This is a genomic window from Nocardioides sp. PD653-B2 (genome assembly GCF_002117935.1).
Classification (GTDB): Bacteria; Actinomycetota; Actinomycetes; order Propionibacteriales; family Nocardioidaceae; genus Nocardioides.
This window is the reverse complement of the sequence record NZ_BDJE01000032.1, coordinates 1-26,723: the sequence shown is the minus strand read 5'-3', so window position 1 is coordinate 26,723 and position 26,723 is coordinate 1. Positions and strand designations below refer to the sequence as shown.

The 26,723-nt window shown below is 71.9% G+C and carries 27 protein-coding genes; 14 read left to right on the top strand and 13 right to left on the bottom strand.

All coding sequences use genetic code 11. The features are described from left to right. Positions 1 to 66 precede the first annotated feature (66 nt). Both PD653B2_RS13870 and PD653B2_RS13865 read left to right on the top strand, forming a co-directional pair. Entirely contained in the window at positions 67 to 3,426 is a 3,360-nt protein-coding gene (locus PD653B2_RS13870; RefSeq protein WP_165763474.1) for a BTAD domain-containing putative transcriptional regulator, read from the top strand. A 102-nt stretch (positions 3,427 to 3,528) separates the two neighbouring features. Continuing rightward, positions 3,529 to 4,716, top strand: a complete 1,188-nt coding sequence (locus tag PD653B2_RS13865) for an MFS transporter (protein WP_085873097.1) — start codon at positions 3,529 to 3,531, stop codon at positions 4,714 to 4,716. A gap of 4 nt (positions 4,717 to 4,720) precedes the next feature. Here PD653B2_RS13865 and PD653B2_RS13860 read toward each other — a convergent pair whose 3' ends face one another. Genes PD653B2_RS13860 through PD653B2_RS13850 form a run of 3 tightly spaced genes read right to left on the bottom strand, consistent with a single transcriptional unit; the run spans position 4,721 to position 6,038 of the window. Next, positions 4,721 to 5,176, bottom strand: a complete 456-nt coding sequence (locus PD653B2_RS13860) for a hypothetical protein (protein ID WP_133059072.1) — start codon at positions 5,174 to 5,176, stop codon at positions 4,721 to 4,723. Next, on the bottom strand, positions 5,074 to 5,463 hold the full coding sequence (locus PD653B2_RS13855; RefSeq protein WP_133059071.1) for a hypothetical protein: 390 nt from the start codon (positions 5,461 to 5,463) through the stop codon (positions 5,074 to 5,076). The genes PD653B2_RS13860 and PD653B2_RS13855 overlap by 103 nt, the downstream gene beginning before the upstream one ends. Before the next feature lie 2 nt (positions 5,464 to 5,465). Then, complete coding sequence (locus PD653B2_RS13850) at positions 5,466 to 6,038, bottom strand: cob(I)yrinic acid a,c-diamide adenosyltransferase (protein ID WP_085872976.1); 573 nt, start codon at positions 6,036 to 6,038, stop codon at positions 5,466 to 5,468. Between the two features lie 45 nt (positions 6,039 to 6,083). Between PD653B2_RS13850 and PD653B2_RS13845 the strand changes: the two genes are divergently transcribed. From PD653B2_RS13845 to PD653B2_RS13830, 4 genes are all read left to right on the top strand, one after another. Further along, the gene (locus PD653B2_RS13845; protein WP_085872975.1) at positions 6,084 to 6,701 is read left to right on the top strand and encodes a hypothetical protein; all 618 of its coding nucleotides are present in this window, start codon (positions 6,084 to 6,086) and stop codon (positions 6,699 to 6,701) included. Between the two features lie 39 nt (positions 6,702 to 6,740). After that, a complete protein-coding gene (locus PD653B2_RS13840) occupies positions 6,741 to 7,049 on the top strand; it encodes an STAS domain-containing protein (protein WP_085872974.1) in 309 nt (102 codons plus the stop codon). A 74-nt stretch (positions 7,050 to 7,123) separates the two neighbouring features. After that, complete coding sequence (locus PD653B2_RS13835) at positions 7,124 to 9,142, top strand: protein meaA (protein WP_085872973.1); 2,019 nt, start codon at positions 7,124 to 7,126, stop codon at positions 9,140 to 9,142. Between the two features lies 1 nt (position 9,143). Then, complete coding sequence (locus PD653B2_RS13830) at positions 9,144 to 9,743, top strand: histidine phosphatase family protein (protein WP_085872972.1); 600 nt, start codon at positions 9,144 to 9,146, stop codon at positions 9,741 to 9,743. A gap of 3 nt (positions 9,744 to 9,746) precedes the next feature. Here the strand turns inward: PD653B2_RS13830 and PD653B2_RS13825 are convergent, their stop codons facing one another. Genes PD653B2_RS13825 through PD653B2_RS13815 form a run of 3 tightly spaced genes read right to left on the bottom strand, consistent with a single transcriptional unit; the run spans position 9,747 to position 12,780 of the window. Beyond that, entirely contained in the window at positions 9,747 to 11,594 is a 1,848-nt protein-coding gene (locus PD653B2_RS13825) for an FtsX-like permease family protein (RefSeq protein ID WP_085872971.1), read from the bottom strand. Continuing rightward, on the bottom strand, positions 11,591 to 12,274 hold the full coding sequence (locus PD653B2_RS13820) for an ABC transporter ATP-binding protein (protein WP_085872970.1): 684 nt from the start codon (positions 12,272 to 12,274) through the stop codon (positions 11,591 to 11,593). The genes PD653B2_RS13825 and PD653B2_RS13820 overlap by 4 nt, the downstream gene beginning before the upstream one ends. Continuing rightward, positions 12,271 to 12,780, bottom strand: coding sequence for a PadR family transcriptional regulator (locus PD653B2_RS13815; RefSeq protein WP_085872969.1), 510 nt, complete (start codon positions 12,778 to 12,780; stop codon positions 12,271 to 12,273). The genes PD653B2_RS13820 and PD653B2_RS13815 overlap by 4 nt, the downstream gene beginning before the upstream one ends. Before the next feature lie 107 nt (positions 12,781 to 12,887). On the opposite strand from PD653B2_RS13815, the gene PD653B2_RS13810 reads away from it, so the two are divergent. Together PD653B2_RS13810 and PD653B2_RS13805 are read left to right on the top strand one after the other, a co-directional pair. Then, positions 12,888 to 13,082 carry a hypothetical protein gene (locus tag PD653B2_RS13810; RefSeq protein WP_085872968.1) on the top strand — a complete coding sequence of 65 codons (195 nt, stop codon included), beginning with the start codon at positions 12,888 to 12,890 and terminating at the stop codon, positions 13,080 to 13,082. A 46-nt stretch (positions 13,083 to 13,128) separates the two neighbouring features. Further along, complete coding sequence (locus PD653B2_RS13805) at positions 13,129 to 13,653, top strand: ferritin (RefSeq protein ID WP_085872967.1); 525 nt, start codon at positions 13,129 to 13,131, stop codon at positions 13,651 to 13,653. 58 nt (positions 13,654 to 13,711) lie between these two features. Here the strand turns inward: PD653B2_RS13805 and PD653B2_RS13800 are convergent, their stop codons facing one another. Genes PD653B2_RS13800 through PD653B2_RS13790 form a run of 3 tightly spaced genes read right to left on the bottom strand, consistent with a single transcriptional unit; the run spans position 13,712 to position 17,214 of the window. Next, positions 13,712 to 14,269, bottom strand: coding sequence for a hypothetical protein (locus tag PD653B2_RS13800; RefSeq protein WP_133059070.1), 558 nt, complete (start codon positions 14,267 to 14,269; stop codon positions 13,712 to 13,714). Continuing rightward, positions 14,259 to 16,106: a right-handed parallel beta-helix repeat-containing protein gene (locus tag PD653B2_RS13795; protein WP_085872965.1), complete on the bottom strand. Its 1,848-nt coding sequence runs from the start codon at positions 16,104 to 16,106 to the stop codon at positions 14,259 to 14,261. The genes PD653B2_RS13800 and PD653B2_RS13795 overlap by 11 nt, the downstream gene beginning before the upstream one ends. A gap of 58 nt (positions 16,107 to 16,164) precedes the next feature. Further along, positions 16,165 to 17,214 carry an alpha/beta hydrolase gene (locus tag PD653B2_RS13790; RefSeq protein WP_085872964.1) on the bottom strand — a complete coding sequence of 350 codons (1,050 nt, stop codon included), beginning with the start codon at positions 17,212 to 17,214 and terminating at the stop codon, positions 16,165 to 16,167. A gap of 78 nt (positions 17,215 to 17,292) precedes the next feature. Here PD653B2_RS13790 and PD653B2_RS13785 point away from each other — a divergent pair, with 78 nt between their 5' ends. Beyond that, complete coding sequence (locus PD653B2_RS13785) at positions 17,293 to 18,204, top strand: FAD-dependent oxidoreductase (RefSeq protein ID WP_085872963.1); 912 nt, start codon at positions 17,293 to 17,295, stop codon at positions 18,202 to 18,204. Positions 18,205 to 18,245: 41 nt separating this feature from the next. After that, positions 18,246 to 19,712: a PAS domain S-box protein gene (locus PD653B2_RS13780; RefSeq protein ID WP_085872962.1), complete on the top strand. Its 1,467-nt coding sequence runs from the start codon at positions 18,246 to 18,248 to the stop codon at positions 19,710 to 19,712. On the opposite strand, the gene PD653B2_RS13775 is transcribed toward PD653B2_RS13780, so the two are convergent. From PD653B2_RS13775 to nucS, 3 genes are all read right to left on the bottom strand, one after another. Next, entirely contained in the window at positions 19,709 to 20,023 is a 315-nt protein-coding gene (locus tag PD653B2_RS13775; RefSeq protein WP_085872961.1) for a DUF952 domain-containing protein, read from the bottom strand. The genes PD653B2_RS13780 and PD653B2_RS13775 overlap by 4 nt on opposite strands. Beyond that, positions 20,020 to 20,757 carry a class I SAM-dependent DNA methyltransferase gene (locus PD653B2_RS13770; protein ID WP_085872960.1) on the bottom strand — a complete coding sequence of 246 codons (738 nt, stop codon included), beginning with the start codon at positions 20,755 to 20,757 and terminating at the stop codon, positions 20,020 to 20,022. The genes PD653B2_RS13775 and PD653B2_RS13770 overlap by 4 nt, the downstream gene beginning before the upstream one ends. A gap of 93 nt (positions 20,758 to 20,850) precedes the next feature. After that, positions 20,851 to 21,528, bottom strand: a complete 678-nt coding sequence (gene nucS, locus PD653B2_RS13765) for an endonuclease NucS (protein WP_207559482.1) — start codon at positions 21,526 to 21,528, stop codon at positions 20,851 to 20,853. A gap of 25 nt (positions 21,529 to 21,553) precedes the next feature. On the opposite strand from nucS, the gene PD653B2_RS13760 reads away from it, so the two are divergent. Together PD653B2_RS13760 and PD653B2_RS13755 are read left to right on the top strand one after the other, a co-directional pair. Further along, complete coding sequence (locus PD653B2_RS13760) at positions 21,554 to 22,054, top strand: GNAT family N-acetyltransferase (protein ID WP_085873096.1); 501 nt, start codon at positions 21,554 to 21,556, stop codon at positions 22,052 to 22,054. Between the two features lie 70 nt (positions 22,055 to 22,124). Continuing rightward, positions 22,125 to 23,924: a 3-hydroxyacyl-CoA dehydrogenase family protein gene (locus PD653B2_RS13755; RefSeq protein ID WP_085873095.1), complete on the top strand. Its 1,800-nt coding sequence runs from the start codon at positions 22,125 to 22,127 to the stop codon at positions 23,922 to 23,924. A gap of 4 nt (positions 23,925 to 23,928) precedes the next feature. Here PD653B2_RS13755 and PD653B2_RS13750 read toward each other — a convergent pair whose 3' ends face one another. Next, a complete protein-coding gene (locus PD653B2_RS13750; RefSeq protein WP_085872958.1) occupies positions 23,929 to 24,423 on the bottom strand; it encodes a polyketide cyclase in 495 nt (164 codons plus the stop codon). 31 nt (positions 24,424 to 24,454) lie between these two features. Between PD653B2_RS13750 and PD653B2_RS13745 the strand changes: the two genes are divergently transcribed. Beyond that, positions 24,455 to 25,912, top strand: a complete 1,458-nt coding sequence (locus PD653B2_RS13745) for an MFS transporter (RefSeq protein WP_085872957.1) — start codon at positions 24,455 to 24,457, stop codon at positions 25,910 to 25,912. 30 nt (positions 25,913 to 25,942) lie between these two features. Beyond that, positions 25,943 to 26,707 carry a hypothetical protein gene (locus tag PD653B2_RS13740; protein WP_085872956.1) on the top strand — a complete coding sequence of 255 codons (765 nt, stop codon included), beginning with the start codon at positions 25,943 to 25,945 and terminating at the stop codon, positions 26,705 to 26,707. Positions 26,708 to 26,723: the final 16 nt, after the last annotated feature.

Below are 26,723 nucleotides of genomic sequence, written 5' to 3'. Positions count from 1 at the left end.
CGGCACTTGGAGACGACTTTGATCCGACTTGCAGCCGAGGGCCGCGCGGCTCCCTATGCTCCTCGCGTGGAGGTCTCCGTCCTCGGCCCGGTCGAAGTGACGCTCGGCGGTCAGTCGGTCGACCTCGGCACGCCCAAGCAGCGCGCGCTGGTCGCGGCGCTCGCCCTCTCGCGGGGCTGGCCGGTGTCCGTGGACGCGATCGTGGAGCTGCTCTGGGAGGACGCCGCGCCGCCCGGGGTGACCGCGACCCTCCAGGCCTACGTGTCCCAGCTGCGCCGAGTGCTCGAGCCGGACCGCGAGCGCCGCGCGCCGGCCACCGTGCTGGTCACGGTGGCGCCCGGCTATGCGCTCCGGGTGCCGGACGAGAGCGTCGACGTGCACCGCTTCGAGCAGGCGGTCGCCGGGGCACACCGGCTCCTCCAGCCCCTGGCGTCGCACGGGCCCTCGCCGCTGACCGCCGCCGAGATCACCGCCGCGGTGGCTCGGCTGGACCAGGCCCTCGCCAGCTGGCGAGGCGAGCCGTACGCCGAGCTGGGGGACGCGTCGTCGGTGGTCGCCGAGCGGGCGCGGCTCGAGGAGCTGCGGCTGGTCGCCCTGGAGGACCGGGCCGTCGCGTCCCTGGCGCTCGGGCACCACGCGACGGTCGCCGCCGAGCTCGAGGCGCTGACCGCGGCTTACCCCCTGCGGGAGCGACTGTGGGCGCTGCGCGCGCTCGCGCTGACCCGGTCGGGCCGCCAGGCGGACGCGCTCGACGTCCTCCGTCAGGTGCGCGAGCTGCTCGACGAGGAGCTCGGGCTGGAGCCGTCGGCCGAGCTGCGCGACCTCCAGACCGCGGTGCTGCGCCAGGACCCCGCCCTCTCGTGGGATCCACCGGAATCCGGATCTGACCCGGCGGCTGCCGCCACGCCGTCACCCGTGACCACCACGCCCCCGACGTCGTCCGCTCATCCAGCGGACGAGCAGGTGGCACCCTGGCCGATGGTCGGCCGCGACGCCGACCTCGCCGGTCTCGTCGGAGCGCTGTCGGCGGCCGAGCGCGGCGCCCCGTCGTACGCCGTGCTCACCGGCGAGCCCGGGATCGGCAAGTCCCGGCTCGCCGCCGAGCTGGTCCTCCAGGCCCGGCGCCGAGGTGCCCGGGTGCTCGTCGGGCGCTGCTCCCAGGACGACGGCGCGCCACCGCTGTGGCCGTGGAAGACGGTCCTCGACGGCATCGGCATGAGCCTGCTGGACGACGACGCCGCGGCCGACGGGTCGGGTGAGGACGAGGGCGGCCAGTTCCGCGCGTGGGAGCGGATCGTCGGCGGGGTCCGGGCGGCCGCGCAGGAGCAGACGACCCTGGTCGTGCTCGACGACCTGCACTGGGCCGACACCTCCACGCTGCGGGTGCTGCGGCTGCTGGTGGAGACGACCGACGCAGCCCGGCTCCTCGTCGTCGCCACCTGGCGTGCGCATCCCCAGCCGGCCGGCGCGCTCGCCGACGTGGCCGAGGCGCTGGCCCGCATGCACGCACTGCGCGTCGAGCTCGCGGGGCTGCCCGCCCACGACACGGCGACGGTCTTCGAGGCCGTCACGAACCGTGCGCTGACCGGCCCCGAGGCGGACGCTCTGCGGCAGCGCACCGACGGCAATCCGTTCTTCCTGGTCGAGTTCGCGCGGCTCGCCGGCGACCGGACCGGTGCCCCGGAGCCGGACCAGCTGCCGACGGCGGTCACCGACGTGCTGAACCGCCGGCTGCAGCGGCTGCCGGAGCGCACCGTCGCGACGCTGCGCACCGCGGCCGTGCTCGGACGTGAGTTCGACACCCCGACCCTAGCGACCATCACCGGCATCGACGAGGACGACCTGCTCGACGTGGTCGAGCCCGCGCAGGCGGCCGGCCTGGTCCGCGAGGACGGCATCGACCACTTCTACTTCGCGCACGCGCTGGTCCGCGACACGTTGCGGGGCGGTCTGAGCGCCAGCCGTCAGGCCCGGGCGCACGCGCGCGCCGCCGAGGCGCTCACCGGCGTGCCGGGACGCGAAACCGAGGTGGCCCGGCACTGGCGCGGTGCCGGGCCGTCGTACGCCGACCGGGCCTGGCGTTCGGCCGTCGACGCCGCGTCGCTGGCCCGGCGCTTCCATGCCCACGACCAGGCCGTCGAGCTGCTCGAGGGTGCGTTGAAGTCGCTCGAGGGTGACCCGGCCGCGGGACTGCGCGACCGCTACGACCTGCTGATGGGCCTGGTCGAGGCCTACCGCTGGTCGGCGCTGCTGCCGGACCTCGTGCGGGCCGTCGAGGAGGCCATCGAGGTCGGCAAGCGGCTGCGTGACCCCGAGGCCGTCGCCTGGGCCGCGGTCGCGACCACCCGCGGGTCGCTGTGGACCTCGGCGCCCCCGGGCGAGGTCAACGAGCTCGTGGTGGCGGCGCTGCGGGGGAGCCTCGAGCGGCTGCCCCGGGAGGACAGCGAGCTGCGCAGCCGCACGCTGTTGGCGCTCGCCAACGAGCTCCAGGCCGTCGCGTCCCTGCAGGAGCGCACCGCGCTCGTGGAGGAGGGCGTCGCGATGGCCCGCCGGGTCGGGGACCCCGCGCTGCTCATGGAGGCGCACCAGGTCGCGTTCGTGGCCCGGTGGGTGCCGGCCACCGCACCCGAGCGGCTGCGCCAGATCGACGAGGCGCTGCGCCTCGCGGAGGAGACCGGCAACGAGCGCGCGCACCTCGTCTCCGCGACGCTGCGGGCCGTCGTCCTCAACGAGCTCGGCCGGGCCGACGAGATGCGGGCCGCCGTCGCGCTGGCGCGCAGCGAGGCCCGACGGCTGCGGATCTCCTTCGCCGAGATGGTCCTGGCCGGGGTCGAGCTGCCGTGGCTGGCGATGGCGGGCCGCTTCGACGAGTGCGACCGGCTCCTGGCGGAGATCGCGGACATGCACCGGCAGCTGTCCCACAGCGACGCCGACGAGGCGATGGCCGGCGCGATGCTCGCCGTGCGCCTGTGGCAGGGGCGGGCCGCCGAGGTGGTGCCGCTGCTCGAGAGCCTCGGCGAGAGCCAGACCTTCTCGGCCCCGGTCGCGGTCTATCTCTGGCGCGCCGGCGAGCACGAGCGGGCGCGCGCCTACTACGCCGAGCACGGTGCCGCCCTCGACGCGAGCAGCGACGTCGAGCTGTTCAGCTGGAGCATGGCGGCCGAGATCGCCCTGCACGTCGGGGACCCCCAGGTCGCAGCGCGCGCCTACGAGCTGGTCGCGCCGTACGCCGGCTGGTGCAGCACGGCCGGCTCGGGGCTGGCGATCGGGCCGGTCGACGCGTTCCTCGCCATGGCTGCCGCGGCCACCGGGGAGGTCGGCCTGGCTGCCCGGCACGCGGACGACGCGTTGGCGATCGCCGCGTCGTGGGACCTCCCGCTGGTCGTGGACTGGATCCGCGGGCAGCGAGCGACGTACGGCTACTGAGCAGGTGGTCGTCGGTTCGTCAGGAGCAGCCTGCGTCCCGCCGCTTGGGACCGCCCGAGGGTGAACTTGGAGAAGAGCCGCACGATCCGGAAGGCTGCGGTGGTGCCAGCCGTGATCCCCGCCCGCAACGCGGTCGCCGTCGTCTTCATCCTGAACGGCTTCTGCTTCGCGTCCTTCGTCTCGCGGGTCCCCGACGTGCGCAGCACCCTCGACCTCACCAACGGGTCGCTGGGTCTGCTGCTCCTCGCGATGGCGTTCGGCTCGATCCTCGCGTTGCCGTCCGCCGGCTGGATCATCGGCCGCATCGACCCTGCCGGCGCCGTCCGGCTCGGCGCGCTGTCGTGCACGTGCGGCCTCATCCTCGCGACGATCAGCATCGGGGTCTTCGCCGCGATCCCGACGGCCGCGGTCGGGCTGTTCTTCTACGGCGTGGGCACCGGCATCTGGGACGTCGCGATGAACGTCGACGGCGCCGAGGTCGAGCGCCGCCTCGGCCGCACGGTGATGCCGCGCTTCCACGCCGGCTTCAGCTTCGGCACGATCGCCGGCTCGCTGCTCAGCGTGCCGATGGCGGCCCTCCACGTGCCCCTCGAGATCCACGTCTCGACCGTCGTCGTCCTCTCCCTCGGTGCGGTGCTCGTCGCCGCCCGCCACTTCCTGCCGCCGACCGTCGAGGAGGAGGCGCCGGTGAAGGCCCGCTCCGCCTGGCTCGAGCCGCGCACCCTGGCGATCGGCGTGATGGTGCTGGCCTTCGCCCTCACCGAGGGCAGCGCCAACGACTGGCTGGCCCTGGCGATCGTCGACGGCTACGGCACCGCCCACTGGGTCGGCGTCGCCGGCTTCTCGCTGTTCGTCACCGCGATGACCGCCGGGCGCCTCCTCGGCCCGCCCGCCCTCGACCGGTTCGGTCGGGCACCCGTGCTGTGGGCGACCACGGTGGCGGCCTTCGTCGGGGTGCTGCTGGTCGTCTTCGGCTCCTGGACGCCGGTCGTCGTCGGCGGCATCGTGCTCTGGGGCATGGGAGCGTCACTCGGCTTCCCGGTCGGGATGAGTGCCGCCGCCGACGACCCGGTCCGCGCCGCCGCCCGGGTCAGCGTGGTGTCGACGATCGGGTACGGCGCGTTCCTCGCCGGCCCGCCGTTCCTCGGCCAGCTCGGTGATCGGGTCGGCACCCTCGAGGCGCTCCTGGCCATCGCGGTGCTGATGGGTCCGGCCGCGCTGGCGGTCTTCGCGACCCGGCCCCCGAAGACCGACGCGACCCCGGCCCCGGTGGGTCTCGTCGAACCCTGACGGGTCAGTCGTCCAGCCCGAGCTGCTGCTGGGTCGACGTCACCAGCGTGACCACCGCGTCGAGGTAGAACTCGGTGCGCGACTCGGCCGCGACGGCAGCGGCCGCCGGCACCGTCAGGACGACGTGCTCGACGTCGTCCTCCGAGGGCCACGGGGTCAGCAGCCACTCGTCGACGTCGCCGACGACCACGTGCAGGCCGCGGTCGCCGATCAGGTCCCGTCGCCGCTGGAACTCGCCGTCCCCGGCCAGCACCGCGAGGGCCTCGCCCCAGGCCGGGTCGGCGGTCGGGACCCGGCCGTACGACGGGTCGTCCTCCATCTCCGGAGGAAGGTCGCCGCCCTGGGTCCACGCCGTGGTCACGTCGGCCGGGACGTGCGCGCTCTTCCACTGCAGCCAGACGCCCAGGACGTCATCGGGCTCCGCCTCGAGACCGGCCACCAGCAGGAGCTCCGCGTCCATCCACTGCCAGGCATCGGGGTCGAGGGGAGCCCGGCGGCGATCGTGCGCTCGTAGGTCTCCCGTCCGGCGGCGACGACCGCTGCCGCGATCCACTCGGCGGTGTCACCCTCGTGCGAGCCCGGCACCGGGCAGCGCGCGAGCAGGTCGTCCACCGTGACCTGCAGCGCGTCCAGGAAGCCCTCGGCGTCGCCGGACGCGGCGAGGTCGGCTTCCAGGACCGGGACGGTCCGCTCGTCGGCGGTCCCGCCGAGCAGGTCGACCAGCTGCCAGAAGCGGGTGTCGTCCACGGTCACCGCTCCCCGCCGGGCACCCACAGCACGTCGCCGTCCTCGCGGTTGGCGTGCCGGGCCAGGATGAAGAGCAGGTCCGAGAGCCGGTTGAGGTACTTGATCGCGAGCACGTTCATCGACTCGCCGTGGACCTCGTACGCCGCCCAGGCCGACCGCTCCGCACGCCGGACGACGGTCCGCGCGACGTGGAGGAGCGCGGCGCCGGGCGTGCCGCCGTTGAGGATGAAGGACCGCAGCTTCGGCAGGTCCTCGTTGTAGTGGTCGCACCACGCCTCGAGCCGGTCGACGTACTCCTGCTCGATGCGCAACGGCGGGAACTCCGGATCCGCGACCACCGGCGTGCAGAAGTCGGCGCCCACGTCGAAGAGGTCGTTCTGCACCCGCGTGAGCAGGGTGACGACGTCGGCGTCCAGGTCCCCCTGGGCGAGGGCGAGCCCGAGGTGGGCGTTCGCCTCGTCGACGTCGGCGTAGGCCTGGAGCCTCGGGTCGGTCTTCGAGGTGCTGCTCATGTCGCCGAGACGGGTCTCCCCGGCGTCGCCGGTGCGCGTGTAGATCCGGGTGAGGTTGACCATGTCCCGAGGGTATCGGCGCCGGGTGTCGACGTACGGTCGGGAGGCATGAGACGACTCGGCCCGCCGGCACTGCTCGCCCTTCCGGCCCTGTGCCTGGCGCTGGCCGGGCTCCTCCATCCGCACCACCTCACCTACGACACGTCGCAGCGGTGGTTCGCGCTGCACATCCCGGGGCTCCTGGTCTTTCCGCTGGTCGGGGTCGCGCTCGCCGCACTGGTGCGGCTCCGGACTGATCTGCTGGCGTGGGGGATCCGGACGACGGCGTACGTCTACGCGACCTTCTACACCGCGCTCGATGTGATCAGCGGGGTCGCCGCGGGCTACGTCACCCACGAGCTCGGGCCGGGGGTGCCCCGCCCCGAGGCGGTGAGCCTGCTCTTCGGGATCGGCACGCCGCTCGGCGAGATCGGCTCCTGGGCGCTGCTCGCCTGCGGTGCGCTGACCGTGGTCGACCAGGTGGTCCGCAACGCGGCGCCGGGGGCGGTCGCGCTGCTCCTGCTGGCCGGGGCCTGGCTCGTCCACGTCGGCCACATCTTCGCTCCGGAGGGGGTCGCGGGCATGGCGCTCCTCGCGCTGGGTACCGCGGGGGTGGCGCTTGTGGACGCGACACGGCGGAAAACTCCGGGACGTGACGCAACCTCCGGGGCCTCACGAGCGTCATAGTGAGTGACAAGGCAATCCATCTCGGGGATGGGGCAGCGCATGGAGATCCTGACCGACGGCTCGACGCTGGTGCTCAGCGGTGACTTCGACGTGCGCAGCACGTGGGAGGTCCGCACCGCGATCTACGAGCACCTCGAGGGCCACGACGAGGACGTCGTCGTCGATCTCACCGACGTCACCACCATCGACATGACCGCTCTCAAGGTGCTCGCGGTCGCCACCCGCATGGCCAGCCGCGACGGCCACCGCCTCACGCTGCGCGGCTGCGGGCCCGCCGTACGCCGGATGCTGCATCTCTCCCACCTGATCCGCGTCGTCGAGGTGGAGCGCTCCGTCGTCTCCGCGTGACCTGCCGGGTCGTGTCGGATAAGCCACACGACGAGGCGGTTACTTCTCGGTAGGTCTCGTCCTACCCTCGGTGCATGACCGAGAAGGACCGTCCCGAGAAGGACCGCCCCTGGGTGATGCGCACGTACGCCGGCCACTCGACGGCCGCCGCGTCCAACGCGCTCTACCGCACCAACCTCGCCAAGGGCCAGACCGGCCTCTCGGTCGCCTTCGACCTGCCGACCCAGACCGGCTACGACCCGGACTCCCCGCTCGCCCGCGGCGAGGTCGGCAAGGTCGGTGTCCCGATCCCGCACCTCGGCGAGATGCGTCGCCTCTTCGCGGACATTCCGCTCGTCGAGATGAACACCTCGATGACGATCAACGCGGTCGCGATGTGGATGCTCGCGCTCTACCAGGTCGTGGCCGAGGAGCAGAACCCCGACTCCACGCCGGAGGAGGTCGCCGCCCAGCTGGCCGGGACCACCCAGAACGACATCATCAAGGAGTACCTCTCCCGCGGGACCTACGCGTTCCCGCCCGAGGCCTCGATGCGGCTGACCGCCGACATGATCGCCTACACGGTCCACCAGGTGCCGCAGTGGAACCCGATCAACATCTGCAGCTACCACCTGCAGGAGGCCGGCGCGACACCGACGCAGGAGCTCGCCTACGCGCTGTGCACCGCGATCGCCGTGCTCGACCAGGTGAAGAGCTCCGGCCAGGTGTCCGAGGCCGACTTCGGCAAGGTGGTCGGGCGGATCTCGTTCTTCGTCAACGCCGGGGTCCGGTTCGTCGAGGAGACCTGCAAGATGCGGGCCTTCGTCCGGCTCTGGGACCAGATCACCCGGGAGCGCTACGGCGTCGAGGACCCGAAGATGCGCCGGTTCCGGTACGGCGTGCAGGTCAACTCGCTCGGCCTGACCGAGGCCCAGCCCGAGAACAACGTGCAGCGCATCGTGCTGGAGATGCTCGGGGTCACCCTGTCCAAGAACGCCCGGGCCCGCGCCGTGCAACTGCCCGCCTGGAACGAGGCGCTCGGCCTGCCCCGGCCGTGGGACCAGCAGTGGTCGCTGCGGCTGCAGCAGGTGCTGGCCTTCGAGTCCGACCTGCTGGAGTACGACGACATCTTCGAGGGCTCGCACGTCATCGAGGCCAAGGTCACCGAGCTGGTCGAGGGCGCCCAGGCCGAGATCGACCGGGTGCAGGCGATGGGCGGTGCCATCGAGGCTGTCGAGTACATGAAGTCCGAGCTGGTCTCCTCGCACGCCGCCCGCCGCGCCCGGATCGAGTCGGGCGAGGAGAAGATCGTCGGCGTCAACATCTTCGAGACCACCGAGCCGTCTCCGCTGACCGCCGACCTCGACGGCGCGATCATGGCCGCCGACCCGGAGGCCGAGAAGACCGCGCTGGCCAGCGTCGAGGCGTGGAAGGCCGAGCGCGACGAGACCGAGGTGGCCGAGGCGCTCGCCGCGCTCGCGGCCGCTGCGAAGACCGACACCAACCTGGTCGGCCCCACCCTGGTCGCGGCCCGCGCCGGCGCCACCACGGGGGAGTGGGCGGCCACCCTGCGCGAGGTGTTCGGCGAGTACCGCGGCCCGACCGGGGTCTCGGGTGCCGTCGGGGCGGGGTCCATGGCGGGGGACGCCGGCGCCGAGCTGGCCGCCGTGCGCGAGCGGGTCCGGGCCACGGGGGAGGAGCTCGGCGGACGCCTGCGGCTGCTCGTCGGCAAGCCGGGTCTCGACGGCCACTCGAACGGCGCCGAGCAGGTCGCGGTCCGTGCGCGCGACGCCGGCTTCGAGGTCATCTACCAGGGCATCCGGCTGACCCCCGACCAGATCGTCGCGGCTGCGATCGCCGAGGACGTGCACTGCGTCGGGCTCTCGATCCTCTCCGGATCCCACATGGAGCTGGTGCCCGACATCCTCGACGGCCTCCGCGAGGCCGGCCTCGGTGACGTGCCGGTCATCGTCGGCGGGATCATCCCCGACTCCGACGGTCGCCGGCTGATCGAGCTGGGCGTGGCCGCTGTCTACACGCCGAAGGACTTCGGGCTGACCGAGATCATGGGCGGCATCGTCGACGTGATCCGCACGGCGAACGACCTCGACTGAGATGACCTCGCTGCAGTGCGCGGCACGACTCTTCGTCGCGCGCCACGGTGAGGCGGAGTACGAGACCGAGCTCTGCAGCGACGACGGCGGGAGCCTCACCGCGCTCGGACGACGCCAGGCGCGCGAGCTCGCCGACCGGCTCCGGGGTGAGCGGATCGCCCGGGTGTGGACGAGCCCGCTGTCGCGGGCGGTGCAGACGGCCGAGATCGCCGCGGCCGCGCTGGGGGTCGACGTCGTCGTACGCGAAGGGCTGCGGGAGTACGGCGTGGGCTCGCTGGCCGGCACCGTCGGCGACGAGGCCACCACGATCGGGCCGGTGTTCCTGGCGTGGGCCCGGGGCGACGACACCGCCACCATCGACGGCGGCGAGCGGGTGTCCGACGTCGTCGCGCGGGTCGAGGGTGTGCTCCAGGAGGTCGCCGACGCGCATCCGGGCGAGAGCGTCCTGGTCGTCGGCCACGGCGGCGCGATCCTCGCGACGGTGCCGCAGCTGGTCGGCCTACCGCGCGCTCACGGGCTGGGGACGGTGCTGCCGAACTGCGGCGTCGTCGAGCTCGAGAAGGATGCCGACGGCTGGCGGCTGGCCGGCGGACTCGACTGAGGCCTACTCGGCCCGGATCTCCTCGGCCCGCACCCGCGGGGCGCAGGCGACCATGGTGATCGCCGCCACGACGAGGCCTCCCACGACGGCCACGCCGCCGAGGACGACCGTCTGGGCCCAGGGGACCGTGGAGCTGTCGTCGACGCTGAGGAACGTGGCACCGGCGAGCGCGCCGAGCCCGACGGCGAGGACCGAGCCGATGACGACGGGCACCGCCGTCTCCAGTCCCTGCGCACGCCGGATGGTGCCCCGGCCGATGCCGACCAGCTGGAGGGCGACGACCTCCTTGCGCCGTTGGGAGGCGCGGTCGATCGCGGAGACCAGGAGGGCCAGGAGGCCGACGCCGAGCACGACCCCCGCGACGGTCCAGATCACCGACCGCATGGTCGCGACGAAGTCGTAGTCTTCGGTGCCGTAGTAGCTGGACTGGAAGCCCAGGCCAGCCAGCCTGCCGGCCAGGTCGGGGCCGGGTGGGCCGACGACGAGGATGCTGTGCCGGGTGGTCGGCGGCAGGTCGCCGACCATCTGGGGCGGGATGATCACGTCGGCGTAGATCGGCGACAGGGCGTCGAAGGCCGGGCGGTCGACGGTGGCCACGGGGAGGTCGGCCGGTGTGGTCACCACCGGCCGAGCGTCGCGTTCGTCCGCACTCCACGCCGTGGGCCCGGACGCCGGGCCGGTCGCGCTCCCGCTGCCGAGCCGCATCGGCTCATCGTTGCGGCAACCCTCGAACCCGGGGTCGATCGCGGCCAGCTGCTCGCAGGTCGCGACCATCGCCTCGCTGCCCTCCTGGCTGTTGTGGAGGATGGGGAGGTCGACCACTCCGGTCACGCCCTCGGTCTGCGCCAGCCTCGCGGCGACGCTCTCGGCCCGCTTCTGGGTCGTCGTCACCTCCACCCGTTGCTGGACCTTCACGTTGCGCTCGGCCTGGACGTACTGCGGCGTGCTCTCGAACGCGACGAGCACGAAGCGAGCGCCGGTCGCGAGGAACAACCCGATCAGCAGCGCCGCGATGATCCGGGCCACGCCGGCCGGCTGCGCCTCGAGCCGTCGTACGGCGAGTCGCTGGGACGGGCCGAGCGATCGGCCCGAGGAGAACCGGGTGATCAGGCGCACCAGCACCGGCAGCACGAGGAGCATGCCGACCGCGGTCAGCCCGATCCCGCCGAAGAGGGCGGCGACCTGGGCATCGGAGACGTTGCCGTCTCCGGGAGTGGACCCGACGACCGAGAGGCAGAGGGCCGCACCGGCGGCGAGAGGCAGGAGGCGCCACCAGCCGGGCGGGCGCCGGTCGGCGCGGCGGGTGAGCGCGAGGGCGTCGTCGACCGAGGAGCGCGCCGGGAGCACGCTCGCCAGGATCGCGATCGCGGGGACTCCGACGACCACGAGCGCCTGGTCGACGACCGTGGGCCGGAAGAAGTCGCCCCAGGCGGCGCCGGCCGGCGCGTGCCCCAGCAGGAGCGGCCGCGCGAGCCAGAACAGGCCCCAGCCGAGGAGGGCGCCGACGAGGGAGGCGCCGCCGGCCTCGCCCGTGCCGATCAGGCGGGTCTGGTTCGGGCTCAGCCCGATCAGCCGCAGGTTGGCGAGCCGCCGGTCGCGCAACGAGGCCGAGAGCCGGGCGACCGTCGCGACGAGGACGACGCAGGGCAGCGCGACCGCGGCGACGACGACGAGCACGAGCCGCGGCATCTCGGCCTGGTACGACGTCGCGGTGACCAGCTGGTGCCGGCCGGCGGCGAGGGTCACCACGACGACGGCGGCGCCGAGCGCCGCGGCCAGCACCAGCAGCGCCGTCCGCAGCCGCGCCGCGGGGGTGACCGACAGGCGCAGACCGAGCAGGAGTGACGTCACGCGATCGCTCCGGCGGCGATCCGCCCGTCCCGGACCACGACGAGGTCGTCGAGGTGGGAGGCGACGACGTGGTCGTGGGTGACCACGACCAGCGCCGCGCCGGCCGCCGTCGTGACGGCGACCATCGTGTCGAGCACCCGTTCCGCGGTGAGGCTGTCGAGCGCCCCCGTGGGCTCGTCAGCCAGCACCACGGCCGGGCGGTGCACCAGGGCCCGCGCCACGGCGGCGCGCTGGACCTGGCCGCCGGACACCGCACCCGTGCGGCGGTCGGCGAGGTCGGCCACGCCGAGCGCGTCGAGCATCTCGAGCGCCCGGGCGCGGGCGGAGCGGGCCCTCTCGCCCAGGACCTGGAGAGGGAGCATGACGTTCTCGACCAGGGTGAGCTCCGGCACCAGGTCGCCGAACTGGAAGACCATGCCCATCCTGGCCAGGCGGCGCCGGCTGCGCTCGGCCTCGCCGAGGAGGTCGAGCCGCTCGTCCTCGAACCACACCTCGCCTCCGTCGGGTCGTACGACGCCGGCCAACGCGTGCACGAGCGTGGACTTGCCCGACCCGGACGGACCCATGACAGCGGTGCGGGACCCGGGCTCGACCGCCAGGTCGACGGCATCGACGGCGACCGTGTCGCCGAAACGGACCGTCAGGGCGCGGGCCTCGAGAACGGCCGGTCCGGGCCTCATCGGAGCTCCTCCAGCCGGGTGCCGGCCTCCTGGATCCACCGCAGGTCGGCGTCGAGGTGGACCAGCTCGTAGGTGATCGCGAGCTGGGCGGCCGCGGTGGCGGTCTTGCGTTGCTCGGTCAGCTCGCGCATCCGGGCGAGGTGTTGCACCCGCTGGCGGTCGAGGACCTCGGCGGCGGAGCGACCGGAGGTGAGGGCCACGCTGACCCGGGTGTAGAGGTTGCTCATGGCGAACTCCGTCGGCTGCTGTGGGGTGTAGACCCAGGTGGTCACCGCTGCGACCCCGTCGTCGGTGACCCGGTAGCGCTTGCGTTCGGGACCGTCGACGACCTCGATCCCGGTGACCTCGGCCCAGCCCTTCGTCTCGAACCGGGCGAGTGCGGCGTACACCTGCCCGAAGGCCATCGGTCGGGTCCGGGCGAAGCGGTCGTCGTAGCGCTGCTTCAACGTGTAGCCGTGGGCCGGCTCCTGCTCGAGGAGAGCCAGGAGGGGGAGTGCGGTGCTCATGCCGGCGACTATACACACAGTGAATAGTCGACCTCGGGGACCGCGCGCTGCCCGGGGTGTCCAGTACGTGAGGTAAGGCAACCCTTGGTCGTGTTAGGGTCCCCTTCGTGGGCAAGAAGAAGTCGCAGGTGCGCAAGCTCCCCAAGACGGAGTGCTGCGTGTCCACGTCCAAGTGCGGTCGGTGTCCGCTGCGGATGCTGAAGGAAGGCACCCTGCCCCCGGGGTATACGGTCAAGAAGCGCAAGCTCGTTCGGGTAGACGGCAAGAAGGTCACCAAGAAGAAGCTCGCCAAGGCAGCCTGAGCGCCCGCCTGACACCTGGCCAGACCGACGACCCGAGGAGCGCCCCGTGGCCGCCACGCGATTCACCGACCAGCTGAACGTCCAGATCGGCAACGAGCTGGCCGCGCACAACCAGTACCTGGCCTGCGCGGTCCACTACGACGACCTCACGATGCCGCAGATGGCGGCGTTCTTCTACGCCCAGGCGCTCGAGGAGCGGGCCCACGCGGCGATGATGATCCAGTACCTCCTCGACACCGACACGAAGGTGGTCATCCCCGCCGTCGAGGCGCCGGTCAACGACTTCGAGGACGTCGTCGCGCCGGTCGCGCTGGCCCTGGCCCAGGAGAAGCGGGTCACCGACCAGATCAACGGGCTGCTGCGGATCGCCCGCGAGGAGTACGACTTCGCCTCCGAGCAGTTCATGCAGTGGTTCATCAAGGAGCAGGTCGAGGAGGTCGCCACGATGAGCGACCTGCTGGCCGTCGTGAAGCGCAACGTCGACGACATCGAGGACATCGAGGAGTACGTCGCTCGCGAGCAGAGCGTCGGCGAGAACGACCCGACGGCTCCCCGCCAGGCCGGCGCCTGACGAGACCCTCGGTCTGCAGCTGGCGAGCCGCTGGGACTCACCCGCTGGCGCGTCTCCGCTACCCCGGTGGCCGCGAGGTCGCCGTCGAGTTCGGGCAGAACGCCTCCCGGGGCGAGCCGGTGTGGACCTCCTCCGGCAGGGCCACGCGGACGTCGCCGTCGAGGACGCCGCCCGCGCGCTCGGTGTCGACGACCACCTCGGTCACGAAGGCGCCGGCCCGAGCCGAGAGCGTCTCGCAGCCACCCATCCGCAGCGAGAGGGTCACCAGGCGGGACTCGCCGGGCCCGAGACGGAACTCGTCGTCACCGTCCTCGTCGACGAGCCCGACGTAGGTGAACAGCCGCGTCGCCGGCTGGTCTGCGGCCAGCCCGCGCACCGACACCGGGAACCGGTCGTCGTTGGTGACCCGGAACGTGTAGCGCAGCGTCCCGCCGTCGACGTACCGGACCTGGCGCACGGTCCGGTCGGCGATCCGGAAGACGGCGGTGGCCTCGGTCCCCTGGACCGTCGTCGGCCCCGAGGCCGAGAGCGCCGGCGCGCTGCGGGCCACCGCCACGCCGCCCCCGGCCAGCGTCACGGCCAGGAGGCCGGCGAGGAACGCGAACCTATGCAGCACGGCGCCACCGGGCCCGGCCACCCCGCCGGCCCAGACCGAACGCGAGCGCCAGGGCTCCCGCCGTCGTCAGGAGCGGCGCGAGTACGAGGGCGCTCGACGACACCTGGTCCGGTACGACGGCCTCCGACCCGGGCTCGGTCGGGCTGTCGAACCAGGTGCACCCCGTCGGGTGCTGCCAGGCCGGGTCGTTGCGGTCGTACTGGCTGCAGCTGAGGAAGCCCGCGTCCTTCACCGCGGCCCCGGGCAGGAACACCGAGCCGCCGTCGGCGCAGGCGGGCGGGTCGACGGTGAAGTTGTCGGTCTGGCCGGCCGAGCCGTAGTGGTTGTCCTCCCAGCAGTTGCCGACGCCCTGGTCGTCCCACCAGTGGTCCAGGCCGTTGGGACGCTCGTGTCCGGCCGGGTCGGTGCCCATGTGGTTCGCGACGGTGTGGTTGTGGTTCGAGGTGTCGTACTGGTGGTCCGGGTCGTAGTCGTCGCGCAGCGCCGCCGGGACCCAGAACTGCATGGTGCCGTAGCGCCAGTTGTCGTAGATCCAGTTGTGGTCGGTGGAGTCGAAGTTGCCGCCGGCGATCAGCACGCCGGTGCCGACCGGCGTCGGGACCACCGGGCAGACGGTGCCGTCCAGGTAGCCGCGCCGCGGCATCGGCCTGCTGCAGATGCCCGAGTCGACGAACTCGACGTACCAGTTGTGGTTGTTGGAGAACACGCGGTTGCGGCTCCACCGCGCGTGGTCCTGGGGCAGGCCCGGGTGCCCGGGGAAGAGCGAGTCGGTCGCGATGCCCGTCGCGTTGTCGTGGAAGTCGTTGTCGTGCGCCCAGATCGAGTTCCCCGCGGTCCCGGAGTAGCCGAGCGTGTTGTCGTGGCTGTTGTTGCGGCGGATCTCGATCGCGTAGCGGGTGACCTCGAAGTCCGGGTTGTCGGCGTTGAGGTCGGAGCCGGAGCCGGGGTAGATGCCCGAGTCGCCGTTGTAGTAGGCCTCGGAGTCCTCGATCAGCCCGTGGTCGCTCGCGAAGGCGAGGATGCCGTACTCGTCGTTGCCGCGGGCGATCACTCGGTCGAGCACGAACCCGTCGGTCTCGAGGACGTAGATCGCGTTGAACTCGGCCTGCTGGAAGGTCATGTTGCTCAGGTAGAAGCCGCCCATCCGGTCGGCGCGGATGCCGTTGAGCTTGGCGAAGCGGTTGTCGACGACGACGTCGCCCGGGCCGCGGCCCGTGCCGACCAGCTGGGTGCCGCAGAAGCGGCTGTCGCAGCTGATGGAGCCGTTGTCCGGGGTGCGGTCGCCGAAGAGCGCGATCAGGTTGAGGTTGTGGGCGCAGGTGCGCTGGTCGGCGTACGACAGCGCGATCGGGTTGGACTCGCCGGTCTCCGCAGCCTCCTGCTCGGCGCCCGGGTCGGGCGAGGAGAGGCTGCCGATGTACTCGGAGGAGAGCAGCGGTGCCTTCGAGGAGGTCTGGAGGTGGGAGCAGTACTCGCTGCGCTTCGACGAGGCGTACTTCTCCTCGTGGTAGGTGCCGGGCAGCACGTAGACCGACGTGCGACGCTTCGCGATCGAGTCGATCGCGTCCTGGATCGAGTGGTAGCGGCAGCTCTCGAGCAGCCGCTCGCTGCGCCGCTTCGCCGCGCCGGCGGGCAGTGCGGCGATCCGGTCGGCGCTGTCGCCGTGGCAGACCACGCGCTGCCGGTGGTTGTCGTAGCCGAGGAACTGCGGCCGCTGACCGGTGCCGTCGGGGAACTGGGCCGGTCGTTCCTCGTGCGCGGACGCGGGGGCCGCGCCGAGGGCGACGAGGAGCGCGGGAAGGGCGAGCAGCCAGAGGGGGCGGGTCCGAGACGGCATCCGAGAACCTTTCGTCGGATGCCCCAACGAGCCGGGGAAACTCGGGGTTACGGCGCGCTCAGCCGAGCCAGCGGAGCACGGCGGCCCGGGTCTTGGCCGCCGACCGCTCGAGCGGCAGCGCGCTGCCCGCTCCCGCGATGGTGCGCGAGGTGACCTCCTGGGACGCGCCGTACGAGCTCGCCTGCTGGTCGCGGGCGTCCGGCCGGTTGAGCGCGTCCTTGCTGCCGAAGAGCAGCAGGACCGGCGCCTCGACCCGTCCGGCGCCCAGGGAGGAGCTGAGCAGGAGCCGCCTCAGCGAGGTCGCGTCACCGCAGGGGGACAGGTCGCGCAGCGCGGCCGCGGTCTGCTGCACGTCGCGCGGGGCGCTGGCGAAGAACAGCCGGCGGAAGGCCGTCGCCGTCGCGGCGAACGGCGCGTAGTCGGCGCTCCCACCGCAGGCGGCGTTCTGCCGGGCCGCGGTCCGGGTCGCGAGCGCGGTGGCGCCACCGTCGGTCCACGACATCAGGACCAGGCCGTCGACGTCGTCGAAGGTGGCCGCCTCGACCTGGGCGACCGCCGCACCCACGGCGTGGCCCTGCGTCACGACGTGGGCGGCCGCGGGCGTCGAGCCCCGTGCGCGGGTGAAGTGGTAGCTCCCGGACCGGAGGTGCTGGACGACCTGGTGGAGCATGTCGGCCTGGGCGCCGAGGCAGGTCGCGTCGCCGTCCCCGAGCGGGCTCGCGCCGTACCCGAGGCGGTCCAGCACGAGCGAGGTCTCGCCGTTGCGGGCCAGCTTGGTCGCGTAGTCGTACGCCGGGTGGCGTTGCAGGTTCCAGAACCACGGGCCGGTGCCGAGGTCGTGGACCAGGACGTTGACCCGCAGGGCGTCGCCGTGGCCGAGGACGTCGCGGCGGGGGCCGACCAGGCGCGCGCGGACCCGGTAGGACTGGTTGTCGGGCGCACAGAGCACCGTGGTGGCGTTGGTGTTCTCCAACTCGAAGACGACCTGGCGCGAGACGACGGCGGGGGAGTGCGGCGCGGCGCCCGCCGGTGTGGCCGGCGCGACCACGAGCGCAGCCAGGCCCGTCGTCAGCAGGGCGGACAGGACTCCGAGAATGGTCAGCCTCACGCTGTTGAACCTACGTCAATAGCGGGTGGGAGCGAAATGTGACCTTGCCCGCGCGCCGCCTGGGCCAGACTGCCTCCCATGGTGTCCTCAGCTCGGGTGATCGTGGTCGGGGCCGGCGTGATCGGCCTGACCTGCGCCGTCCGCCTGCTCGAGGCCGGGCACCGGGTCGACGTCGTGGCCCGCGACCTGCCACTCGAGACGACCTCGGCGGTGGCGGCCGCGATCTGGTACCCGTTCCGCGCCCTCCCGCAGGATCGCGTCACGGCGTGGGCGGCGACGTCGTACGCCGTGCTCGACGCGATCGCCGACACGGACCCCGACTCCGGGGTGCGGATGGTGAGCGGCACCGAGGTGTTCCGCAACCCCCAGGCCGACCCGTGGTGGCGGGCCGCCGTGCCGGCTCTCGAGCGCACCCGCGACCTGCCGGCCGGTTTCGTCGACGGCTGGACCTTCGCGACGCCGGTCGCGGACATGCAGGTCTACCTCCGCTGGCTCGCCGGCCGGGTGGACGACCTGGGCGGCACCATCACCCGGCTCAACCTGTCCGCGCTGCCGGCGGCTGCGGGCCTGGTCGTGAACTGCTCGGGGCTCGGGGCCCGGCTGCTCGGCTCGGACCGGACCGTGGTGCCGGTGAGCGGGCAGGTGATGTACGTCGAGCAGACCGGGCTCGACCGCTGGTGGCTCGACAGTGCTGGGCCGACCTACGTGGTGCCGCGCGAGCACGACATCGTCGTGGGCGGCACCGACGTCGAGGGCGACTGGAGCCGCACCCCGTCGCCGGAGACCGCCGCGGACATCCTCCGACGGGCCACGGACCTGGTGCCGGGCCTCCGCGGCGCTCGGGTGCTGCGCCACAAGGTGGGACTGCGGCCGGTCCGGCCGGCGGTCCGGGTCGAGCGGGTCGGGGACGTCGTGCACTGCTACGGCCACGGCGGCGCCGGGGTCACGCTCAGCTGGGGCGTGGCCGACGACGTCGCCGCGCTGGTCTGACGGACCCTTGGATCGCTCCAATATCCGGTTAAGGTTCCTCCGTGGCCAGTGAGCACACGGAGTGGCACACGGAATCCTTGTTCCGGGGAGTCTTCGAAGCGGTGCCGGACGCAGTCGTGATCGTCGACGGCGCCGGTCGCATCGTGCTCGCCAACGCCCAGTGCGAGGCGGTCTTCGACCGCACCCCGGCGTCCTTGGAGGGCGAGCCGATCGAGCTGCTCGTGCCCGACCGCTTCCGGGCGCGGCACCCGAAGCGCCGGTCGGGCTACGGCGCGGACCCGAACCCCCGGCCGATGGGCCTGCTGCGGCTCGCCGCCGTCCGCCGCGACGGGACGGAGTTCCCCGCGGAGATCTCGCTGGCGCCGATCGAGGCCGACGGCGTGCACTACGTGTCGGCCACCGTCCGTGACATCACGGCCCGCATCCGCGACGAGGAGCGCTTCCGCAGCCTGCTCGAGGCGGCTCCCGACGCGACGGTGATCGTCGACTCGACCGGCGCCATCGTGCTCACGAACAACCGGATGAGCGACGTGTTCGGCTACCCGGCGAACGAGCTCGTCGGCAACCGGATCGACCTGCTGTCGCCGGAGGGGCAGGAGGAGGCGAACCTCGCGGGCTTCATGAGCTACCTCGAGTCGCCGAACGGGCTCCGCATGGGCGTCACCCAGGAGCTGTACGTGCGTCACCACGACGGGCACCTGGTCCCGGTGGAGATCTCGCTCTCGCCGCTGGACACCGACGAGGGGCTGTTGGTCTCCGTCGCGCTGCGCGACGTCACCGAGCGGCGCCGCATCCAGGAGGAGTCCCTGCGGCAGCGCGACGAGCTGATCGCCACCGTCTCCCACGAGCTGCGGACGCCGCTCACCTCGATCATCGGCTACGCGGAGCTGATGACCGATCTCGACGAGCTCGACCTGAGCCGGCGAGCACGCAAGCTGCTCGGCGTGATCGAGCGCAACGCCAGCCGCGAGCTGCAGCTCGTGGACGACCTGCTGACGATGGCCTACCTCAACGACAACCGGCTCCGGGTCAACCTGGCCCCGGTCGACCTCGCGGTGATCGGTCGCCAGGTGGTCGGCGACCACGCACTCAGGGCCCGCGAGCGGGGACTGCAGCTGACCATGGTGGAGGACGAGGTCGCGCCGGTGCTCGGCGACTTCTACCGGCTGGTGCAGGTGCTGGAGAACGTCGTGACGAACGCGCTCAAGTTCACCCGTCCCGGAGGTCGGGTCGACGTCAGCGTCCGCGACCACGGGACGATGGGCATGCTCGAGGTCCGCGACACGGGCATGGGCGTCACCCCCGAGGAGAAGGCCAAGATCTTCGAGCGGCTCTACCGGGCGCCGGCCGCCATCGCCGACCAGACCCAGGGCGCGGGGCTCGGCCTCGCGATCGTGCGGGCGATCGTGGAGGCGCACGGCGGGTGGGTCGACCTCGACAGCGAGGTCGGCGTGGGCACGGTCGTCCGGATCGCGGTGCCCCACACCGGGCAGCCCGAGTCGGCCTAGAGCTCCGTCACCGCCACCACGGCGGCGGGCGCGATCGCGCCGTACACGTGCGGGAAGGTCTCGGTCATCCCCGGAGCGGGGATCTCCTCGACCACGGGGACGTCGAGCAGGTCGGTGTCGATCTCGAGCAGCACGAGCGGCTCGGCGACGTCGGCGTAGTACGCCGCCCGCACCCGCTCCCATTGGTCGAGCCTGCTGGCATGGATGTAGCCCTCCTCCTCGAGGGTCACCCCACGGGTCGAGGTCGTGTAGGCGCCGGAGCTCTGGGCCGCCAGCCAGTCGGTCGTGGTGGCGATGTGGAAGATCCTCATCCGCCCACCTTCTCCCACACCGACACGTGCTTGACGCTGTCCCCGGTGAACGGTGACCGGTCCCAGTCGGCCCAGCGGTCGCGCAGCCGCATGCCGGCGATCCGCGCCATCAGGTCCAGCTCCGCCGGCCACGCGTAGCGGAACGGGATCGTCCGGCGGTGGTAGGTCTCGCCGTCGGTCGACGAGTAGTGGTGTGACCACATCTGCTGGGTGGCGACGTCGTACTCGTCGATCCCGGTGTGCTCGTCGGAGTGGTTGAACACGGCGAACCGCTCCCCGGGCGGGAGCCGGCGCACGATCGGCACGGAGGTCTCGATCAGGAAGCAGCCGCCCGGCTCGAGGTGGGCGGCGGCGTTCTCGAAGACGGCGACCTGGCCGTCCTGGGTCGTCACGTTGCCGATGGTGTTGAAGACCAGGTAGGCGAGCCCGAAGCTGCCCTCCACGCGGGTCGACGTCATGTCGCCGATCGTCACGGCGATCTTCTCGGCGCCGGGCTTCGCCCGCAGCTGCTTGACCATCGCCTCGGACAGCTCGATGCCGTGGACGGGCACGCCGCGCTCGCTCAGCGGCAGCCCGACCCGGCCGGTGCCGATCGCCAGCTCCAGGGCGGCCCGCCCGTCGGCGAGGTCGACCAACAGGTCGACGGTCGGCCCGAGGACCTCGGGGGAGAACATCGCGTCCTCCGGGTCGTCGTACCGCTTCGCGACGTCACCGTCGAAGTAGTTGGGGAGCATGCCGGCCATCGTGGTCGACGGGCACGGTCGGCGCGAGCGAGTTTGGTCTCGAGACACGCCGTCGCGGCCTCGTTCGTCGCCGGCGGGCGGTGCTCAGAACAGCCGGTGGCTCGGGTCGTCGAGCCCGCGCAGCGCGTCGTAGTCGACGACCGCGCAGGCGATGCCGCGGTCGGTGGCGAGCACGCGGGCCTGGGGCTTGATCTCCTGGGCGGCGAAGATGCCGCGGACGGGCGAGAGCAGCGGGTCGCGGTTGAGCAGCTCGAGGTAGCGGGTGAGCTGCTCGACGCCGTCGATGTCTCCCCGGCGCTTGATCTCGACCGCGACGGAGGCGCCGTCGGCGTCGCGACACATCAGGTCGACCGGACCGATGGCGGTGGGGAACTCGCGGCGGACCAGGGTGAGCCCGGGGGAGAGGGTCGCGGGGTGCTCGGCGAGCAGCTCCTGGAGGTGCTTCTCGACGCCGTCCTTCTGCAGGCCGGGGTCGATGCCGAGCTCGTGGCTGGAGTCGCTGAACACCTCGATGAGCAGGATCCGCAGCGTGTCGTCGGTCTTCGGGTTGGTGACGGTCCACTCGACCTGGCCGTCCTCGGTGGTGCCCTCGCGCAGCGTGCACGGGGGTGACATCCAGTTCAGTGGCTTGTAGGAGCCGCCGTCGGAGTGCACGAGCACGGATCCGTCGGCCTTGATCATCAGCACCCGGGTGGCCAGGGGGAGGTGGGCGGTCAGTCGCCCGGCATAGTCGACCTGGCACCGGGCTACGACGAGTCTCACGGGCGACGAATCTACAGTGACCCTCATGCCCGACGAGACCGCCGTCCGCCCGGCCCGGCGGGAGGACCTCGACCTGGTCACCGCGATCGAGGGCGAGGCGGACCAGACGTTCGTGCCGCTCTTCGGGCCGCTCGACTGGCGACCGACGAAGGGTCAGTGGCGGATGGCCGCCCCCGGCTTCCTGCTGGTGGCCGGTGAGCCGGTGGCCGGGTTCGCCCACGTCATGGAGCTGGAGGGCATCGCCCACCTCGAGCAGCTCGCCGTACGTCCGGCGCTGCACCGCCGGGGGATCGGCACCGCGCTGGTCCGCGCGGCGATGGCCGAGGCGGCGCGGCGCGGGTACGCCGAGATCTCGCTCTGCACCTACGCCGACGTGCCTTGGAACGCCCCGTTCTACGCGTCACTCGGCTTCGTCGAGCTCGCCGACCTGGGTCCGCTGCACACCCGGATGCAGGAGAAGGAGGTCCAGATGGGCCTCGATCGGCACGGCCGGAGAGTGGTCATGAGCGCCCCGACCGCCACATGAACGATCCAAGTTACTCGCGAGTGAACTAGGCCACTGCCACCGAGGGTCCCCCCGTGCAACCATGCGCGACATGACGACCTCGGCACCTGAGCCCCGCACCATCTCGACCATCGGCGTGATCGGCCTGGGCACCATGGGTGCCGGCATCGCCGAGGTGTTCGCCCGCAACGGGTACGCCGTCGTCGGGGTCGAGCAGAACGACGAGGCGCTGGCCCGCGGCCGGCAGTACCTCGAGCACTCCACCGGGCGGGCCGTGAAGCGCGAGAAGATGACCGCCGAGGAGCAGGCCGAGCTGCTCGGCCGGATCACGTTCTCCACCGCGCTGAAGGACCTCGCCGACGCCGACTTCGTGATCGAGGCCGTCGTGGAGTCGATCGACGTCAAGAAGGGCATCTTCCGCGAGCTCGACGCCATCGTGTCGCCGGACGCGATCCTCGCGACCAACACCTCCAGCCTTTCGGTCACCGAGATCTCGACAGCCAACTCGAGCCCGGGCCGGGTCATCGGCGTGCACTTCTTCAACCCGGCGCCGGTGCAGAACCTGGTCGAGATCGTCCGCACCGTCGTCACCGAGCAGTCCGTGCTCGACGAGGTGAAGGCCCTGGTCGAGGCGCTGGGCAAGAACCCCGTCGTCTGCGGCGACAAGGCCGGTTTCATCGCCAACACCCTGCTCTTCGGCTACCTCAACCACGCCGTCTCGATGTACGAGGGCCGCTACGCCACCCGCGAGGACATCGACGCCGCGATGCGCTTCGGCTGCGGCTACCCGATGGGCCCGCTCGCGCTGCTCGACCTGATCGGCCTCGACACGGCGTACGAGATCCTCGAGACGATGTACCGCCAGGGCCGCGACCGCCTCCACGCGCCGGCCCCGATCCTCAAGCAGATGGTCACCGCGGGCATGCTCGGCCGCAAGACCGGCCGCGGCTTCTACACCTACGAGGGCCCCGACAGCCCGACCGTGGTCGCCGACGACCGGACGCCGTCGGCCGACGGGCAGCCCCAGCTCAAGCACGACATCAAGCAGGTGGGCGTCGTCGGCACCGGGACCATGGCCACCGGCATCGTGGAGGTCTTCGCCAAGAGCGGGTACGACGTCCTCTACGTCGGCCGATCGGCCGACAAGGTCGACGGCGTGGTCGCGGCCATCACCAAGAGCTTCGACAAGCAGATCCAACGCGGCCGCTCGACCGAGGAGGCCAAGGCCGAGGTGCTCGGCCGGCTGACCGGGTCCACGTCGCTCGACGACCTCGAGGACGTCGATCTCGTGGTCGAGGCGATCGCCGAGGACCTGAAGGTCAAGACCACGCTCTTCGAGAACCTCGACGAGATCTGCAAGCCCGGTGCGATCCTGGCCACCACGACGTCCAGCCTGCCGGTCATCGCCTGCGCCCAGGCGACCAAGCGACCGCAGGACGTCATCGGCATGCACTTCTTCAACCCGGCGCCGATCATGAAGCTGGTCGAGATCGTCTCGACGGTCTCCACCGACGAGGACGTCACCGAGACGACCCGGGCGCTGGTGGCGAAGATCGGCAAGGTCGGGGTCTCGTGCGCCGACCGCGCGGGCTTCATCGTCAACGCGCTGCTCTTCCCCTACCTCAACGACGCGGTCAAGATGCTCGAGGCGCACTACGCCACGGCCGACGACATCGACCTGGCGATGAAGCAGGGCTGCGCGCTGCCGATGGGCCCCTTCGAGCTGCTCGACGTGGTCGGCAACGACGTGTCGCTGGCGATCCAGCGTGAGCTCTACCTGGAGTTCCGCGAGCCCGGCTTCGCCCCGGCGCCCCTGCTCGAGCACCTGGTCACCGCGGGCTACCTCGGCCGCAAGACCAAGCGCGGGTTCCGGGACTACAGCCAGCGCTGAGCCGCTACGGTCGCGGGTAGCCGCGCCGCACCGTCCGGTCGAGGATCCCGAGGGTGCCGCGCAGGGCGTTCTCGGAGAGCACCGGGAAGATGCCCATCGCCTTCCAGTCCTCGTGGATGTCGGACCAGTCGTAGAACGAGGTCACGAGCGTGCCGCCGTCGGGATCCGGCTCGAGGCGGTAGCCGTAGACGTGCCCGATCTGGGGCCGGACCCGGCCCAGGACCGTCCAGGAGATCAGCGCGTCCTGCTCGAACTCCCGGATCGTCACCGTCACGTCGTACTCGCCCATCTCGGGGAAGTCGTTGAGCGACTCCCGGTCCATCTTGATCGCGAAGCTGTCGCCGACGGCGGTCACCCGCTCACCCTCGGCGTCCTGGAGCATCCCGGAGGAGTCGATGGCGACGTGGCCGTGCGGGTCGCAGAGCAGGGCGAAGATGTCGGCGGCGGCCGCGGCGATCGTCCGCCGGGTCTCGATGCGCGTGGGAGTGACGGCTGACATACACCGATCCTGACATGGGTAAGGCACCGGCATGGGAGCGGAGACAGGACGTATCACGACCGACATCCCGGCGCGGCTCGACCGGCTGCCGTGGGCGCGGTGGCACTGGATGGTCGTCATCGGGCTCGGGACCGTCTGGATCCTCGACGGGCTCGAGGTGACGATCGTCGGGTCGATGTCGGCGGCGCTGAAGCCGAGCGGCACCGGGCTCGGGCTGAGCAGCTTCGACATCGGCCTCGCCGGCGCGGTGTACGTCGCCGGAGCCTGCATCGGGGCGCTGTTCTTCGGGCAGCTGACCGACCGGTTCGGCCGCAAGAAGCTCTTCCTGATCACGCTCGGCGTCTACATCGCGGCCACCGTGCTCACGGCGTTCTCGATGACCCCGCTGTGGTACTTCGCCGCCCGCTTCCTGACCGGCATGGGCATCGGCGGTGAGTACGCCGCGATCAACTCGGCCATCGACGAGCTGATCCCGGCGAAGTTCCGCGGCCGGGTCGACATCGCGATCAACGGGTCGTTCTGGGTCGGCGCGGCGGCCGGATCACTCCTCACCATCCCGCTGCTCGACCCGACGATCGTCGATCCCGCCTGGGGCTGGCGGCTCGCGTTCGGGCTCGGCGCCGTCCTCGCGGTCGGCATCCTGATCGTGCGTCGCCACGTGCCGGAGAGCCCCCGCTGGCTCTTCATCCACGGACGCGAGGACGAGGGCGAGCGGATCGTCGAGAGCATCGAGAAGACCGTCGCCGACGAGTCCGGCGCGGCGCTCGACCGGGTGGACGACACGATCACGATCCGCCAGCGGAAGACCATCGGCATCGTCGAGATCGCCAAGACCGTGTTCACGCTCTACCCGAAGCGGACCCTGACCTGCTTCTCGCTCTTCGTCGGACAGGCGTTCCTCTACAACGCGTTCTTCTTCACCTACGGCGACACCCTCACGACGTTCCTCGACGTGAAGCAGACCGGCTGGTATCTCGCCGTCTTCGCCGCCAGCAACTTCGCCGGTGCGCTGCTCCTGAGCAAGCTCTTCGACACGGTCGGCCGGGTCCGGATGATCTCCGGCACCTACATCCTCTCGGGCGTGCTGCTCGCGGGCACGGGCATCTTCCTCGGCAGCGTCACCGCGGTGACACTCACCCTGATGGGGGCGATCATCTTCTTCTTCGCCTCGGCCGGCGCGAGCGCGGCGTACCTCACCGCGAGCGAGGTCTTCCCGATGGAGACGCGGGCGCTGTGCATCGCGTTCTTCTACGCGATCGGGACCGCGGCCGGCGGTATCAGCGGGCCGATCTTCTTCGGCTGGCTCATCGACCAGGCCTCCGCGAGCGGCGACATCACCAAGATCGCGATCGGCTACTTCATCGGCGCCGCCCTGATGATCGCGGGCGGGCTGGTGCAGGTGTTCCTCGGCGTCAAGGCGGAGGGCAAGTCGCTGGAGAGCATCGCCCAGCCGCTGACGGCGGACGATCCGGAGCCGGCACCGGCCTGACCGCTTGGCCGTGCTCCGTACGCTTGATGCATGACGGGCCTGGTGATCCTCATCGTCCTGGCGGCTCTCGTGGTCGCCGCGGTCGTGGCACGCCGCTCCAGCCAGCAGCGTGAGCTCGACCGGCAGCGCGCCGAGCTCGAGCCGGTCAAGAAGCTGGCCTTCGAGGACATCACCGCGCTCGGGGTAGACCTCCAAGCACTCGACCTGGATCTCGCGGGACGCGAGCTCGGGCCCGGGGAGAACGCTGACTACCAGCGCGCCCTCGACGCCTACGAGTCAGCCAAGACGGCCGGCGACGCGATGACGCGTCCCGACGACGTCCGGCACGTCACCGAGATCCTCGAAGACGGGCGCTACGCAATCGCGTGCGTCCGCGCGCGGGTGGCGGGCGATCCGCTGCCGACCCGCCGCCCGCCGTGCTTCTTCGACCCCCGCCACGGTCTCTCCGTCGTCGACGTCCCCTGGACGCCGCCCGGTGGTGCGACGCGTGACGTCCCCGCGTGTGCCCTCGACGCCGAGCGCGTGCACGCCGGTGCCGAGCCCGACTCCCGGATGGTGATGGTCGGCTCCCAGCGGGTGCCGTACTACGAAGGCGGTCGTGCCTACGCGCCGTACGCCACCGGCTACTTCGGCATGAGCACGATGAACCTGATGTTCGCCGGGCTGATGTTCGGCAGCTTCGGCGGCTTCGACGCGCTCGGCGACGGCATCGGTGCCCTCGGTGACGGGATCGGCGACGGCATCGGGTCGATCGGCGACGGCGTCGGCGACCTGTTCGACGGGTTCGACTTCTAGCTGTACCCGGCCGGGA

Coding starts and splice junctions, on each gene's coding strand:
- PD653B2_RS13860 (WP_133059072.1), bottom strand. CDS start 5,176: ATGGACGCGGAGCTCCTGCTGGTGGCCGGTCTCGAGGCGGAGCCCGAT.
- PD653B2_RS13850 (WP_085872976.1), bottom strand. CDS start 6,038: ATGGTCAACCTCACCCGGATCTACACGCGCACCGGCGACGCCGGGGAG.
- PD653B2_RS13845 (WP_085872975.1), top strand. CDS start 6,084: ATGAGACGACTCGGCCCGCCGGCACTGCTCGCCCTTCCGGCCCTGTGC.
- PD653B2_RS13840 (WP_085872974.1), top strand. CDS start 6,741: ATGGAGATCCTGACCGACGGCTCGACGCTGGTGCTCAGCGGTGACTTC.
- PD653B2_RS13835 (WP_085872973.1), top strand. CDS start 7,124: ATGACCGAGAAGGACCGTCCCGAGAAGGACCGCCCCTGGGTGATGCGC.
- PD653B2_RS13830 (WP_085872972.1), top strand. CDS start 9,144: ATGACCTCGCTGCAGTGCGCGGCACGACTCTTCGTCGCGCGCCACGGT.
- PD653B2_RS13820 (WP_085872970.1), bottom strand. CDS start 12,274: ATGAGGCCCGGACCGGCCGTTCTCGAGGCCCGCGCCCTGACGGTCCGT.
- PD653B2_RS13815 (WP_085872969.1), bottom strand. CDS start 12,780: ATGAGCACCGCACTCCCCCTCCTGGCTCTCCTCGAGCAGGAGCCGGCC.
- PD653B2_RS13795 (WP_085872965.1), bottom strand. CDS start 16,106: ATGCCGTCTCGGACCCGCCCCCTCTGGCTGCTCGCCCTTCCCGCGCTC.
- PD653B2_RS13785 (WP_085872963.1), top strand. CDS start 17,293: ATGGTGTCCTCAGCTCGGGTGATCGTGGTCGGGGCCGGCGTGATCGGC.
- PD653B2_RS13775 (WP_085872961.1), bottom strand. CDS start 20,023: ATGAGGATCTTCCACATCGCCACCACGACCGACTGGCTGGCGGCCCAG.
- PD653B2_RS13770 (WP_085872960.1), bottom strand. CDS start 20,757: ATGCTCCCCAACTACTTCGACGGTGACGTCGCGAAGCGGTACGACGAC.
- PD653B2_RS13760 (WP_085873096.1), top strand. CDS start 21,554: ATGCCCGACGAGACCGCCGTCCGCCCGGCCCGGCGGGAGGACCTCGAC.
- PD653B2_RS13755 (WP_085873095.1), top strand. CDS start 22,125: ATGACGACCTCGGCACCTGAGCCCCGCACCATCTCGACCATCGGCGTG.
- PD653B2_RS13750 (WP_085872958.1), bottom strand. CDS start 24,423: ATGTCAGCCGTCACTCCCACGCGCATCGAGACCCGGCGGACGATCGCC.
- PD653B2_RS13745 (WP_085872957.1), top strand. CDS start 24,455: ATGGGAGCGGAGACAGGACGTATCACGACCGACATCCCGGCGCGGCTC.
- PD653B2_RS13740 (WP_085872956.1), top strand. CDS start 25,943: ATGACGGGCCTGGTGATCCTCATCGTCCTGGCGGCTCTCGTGGTCGCC.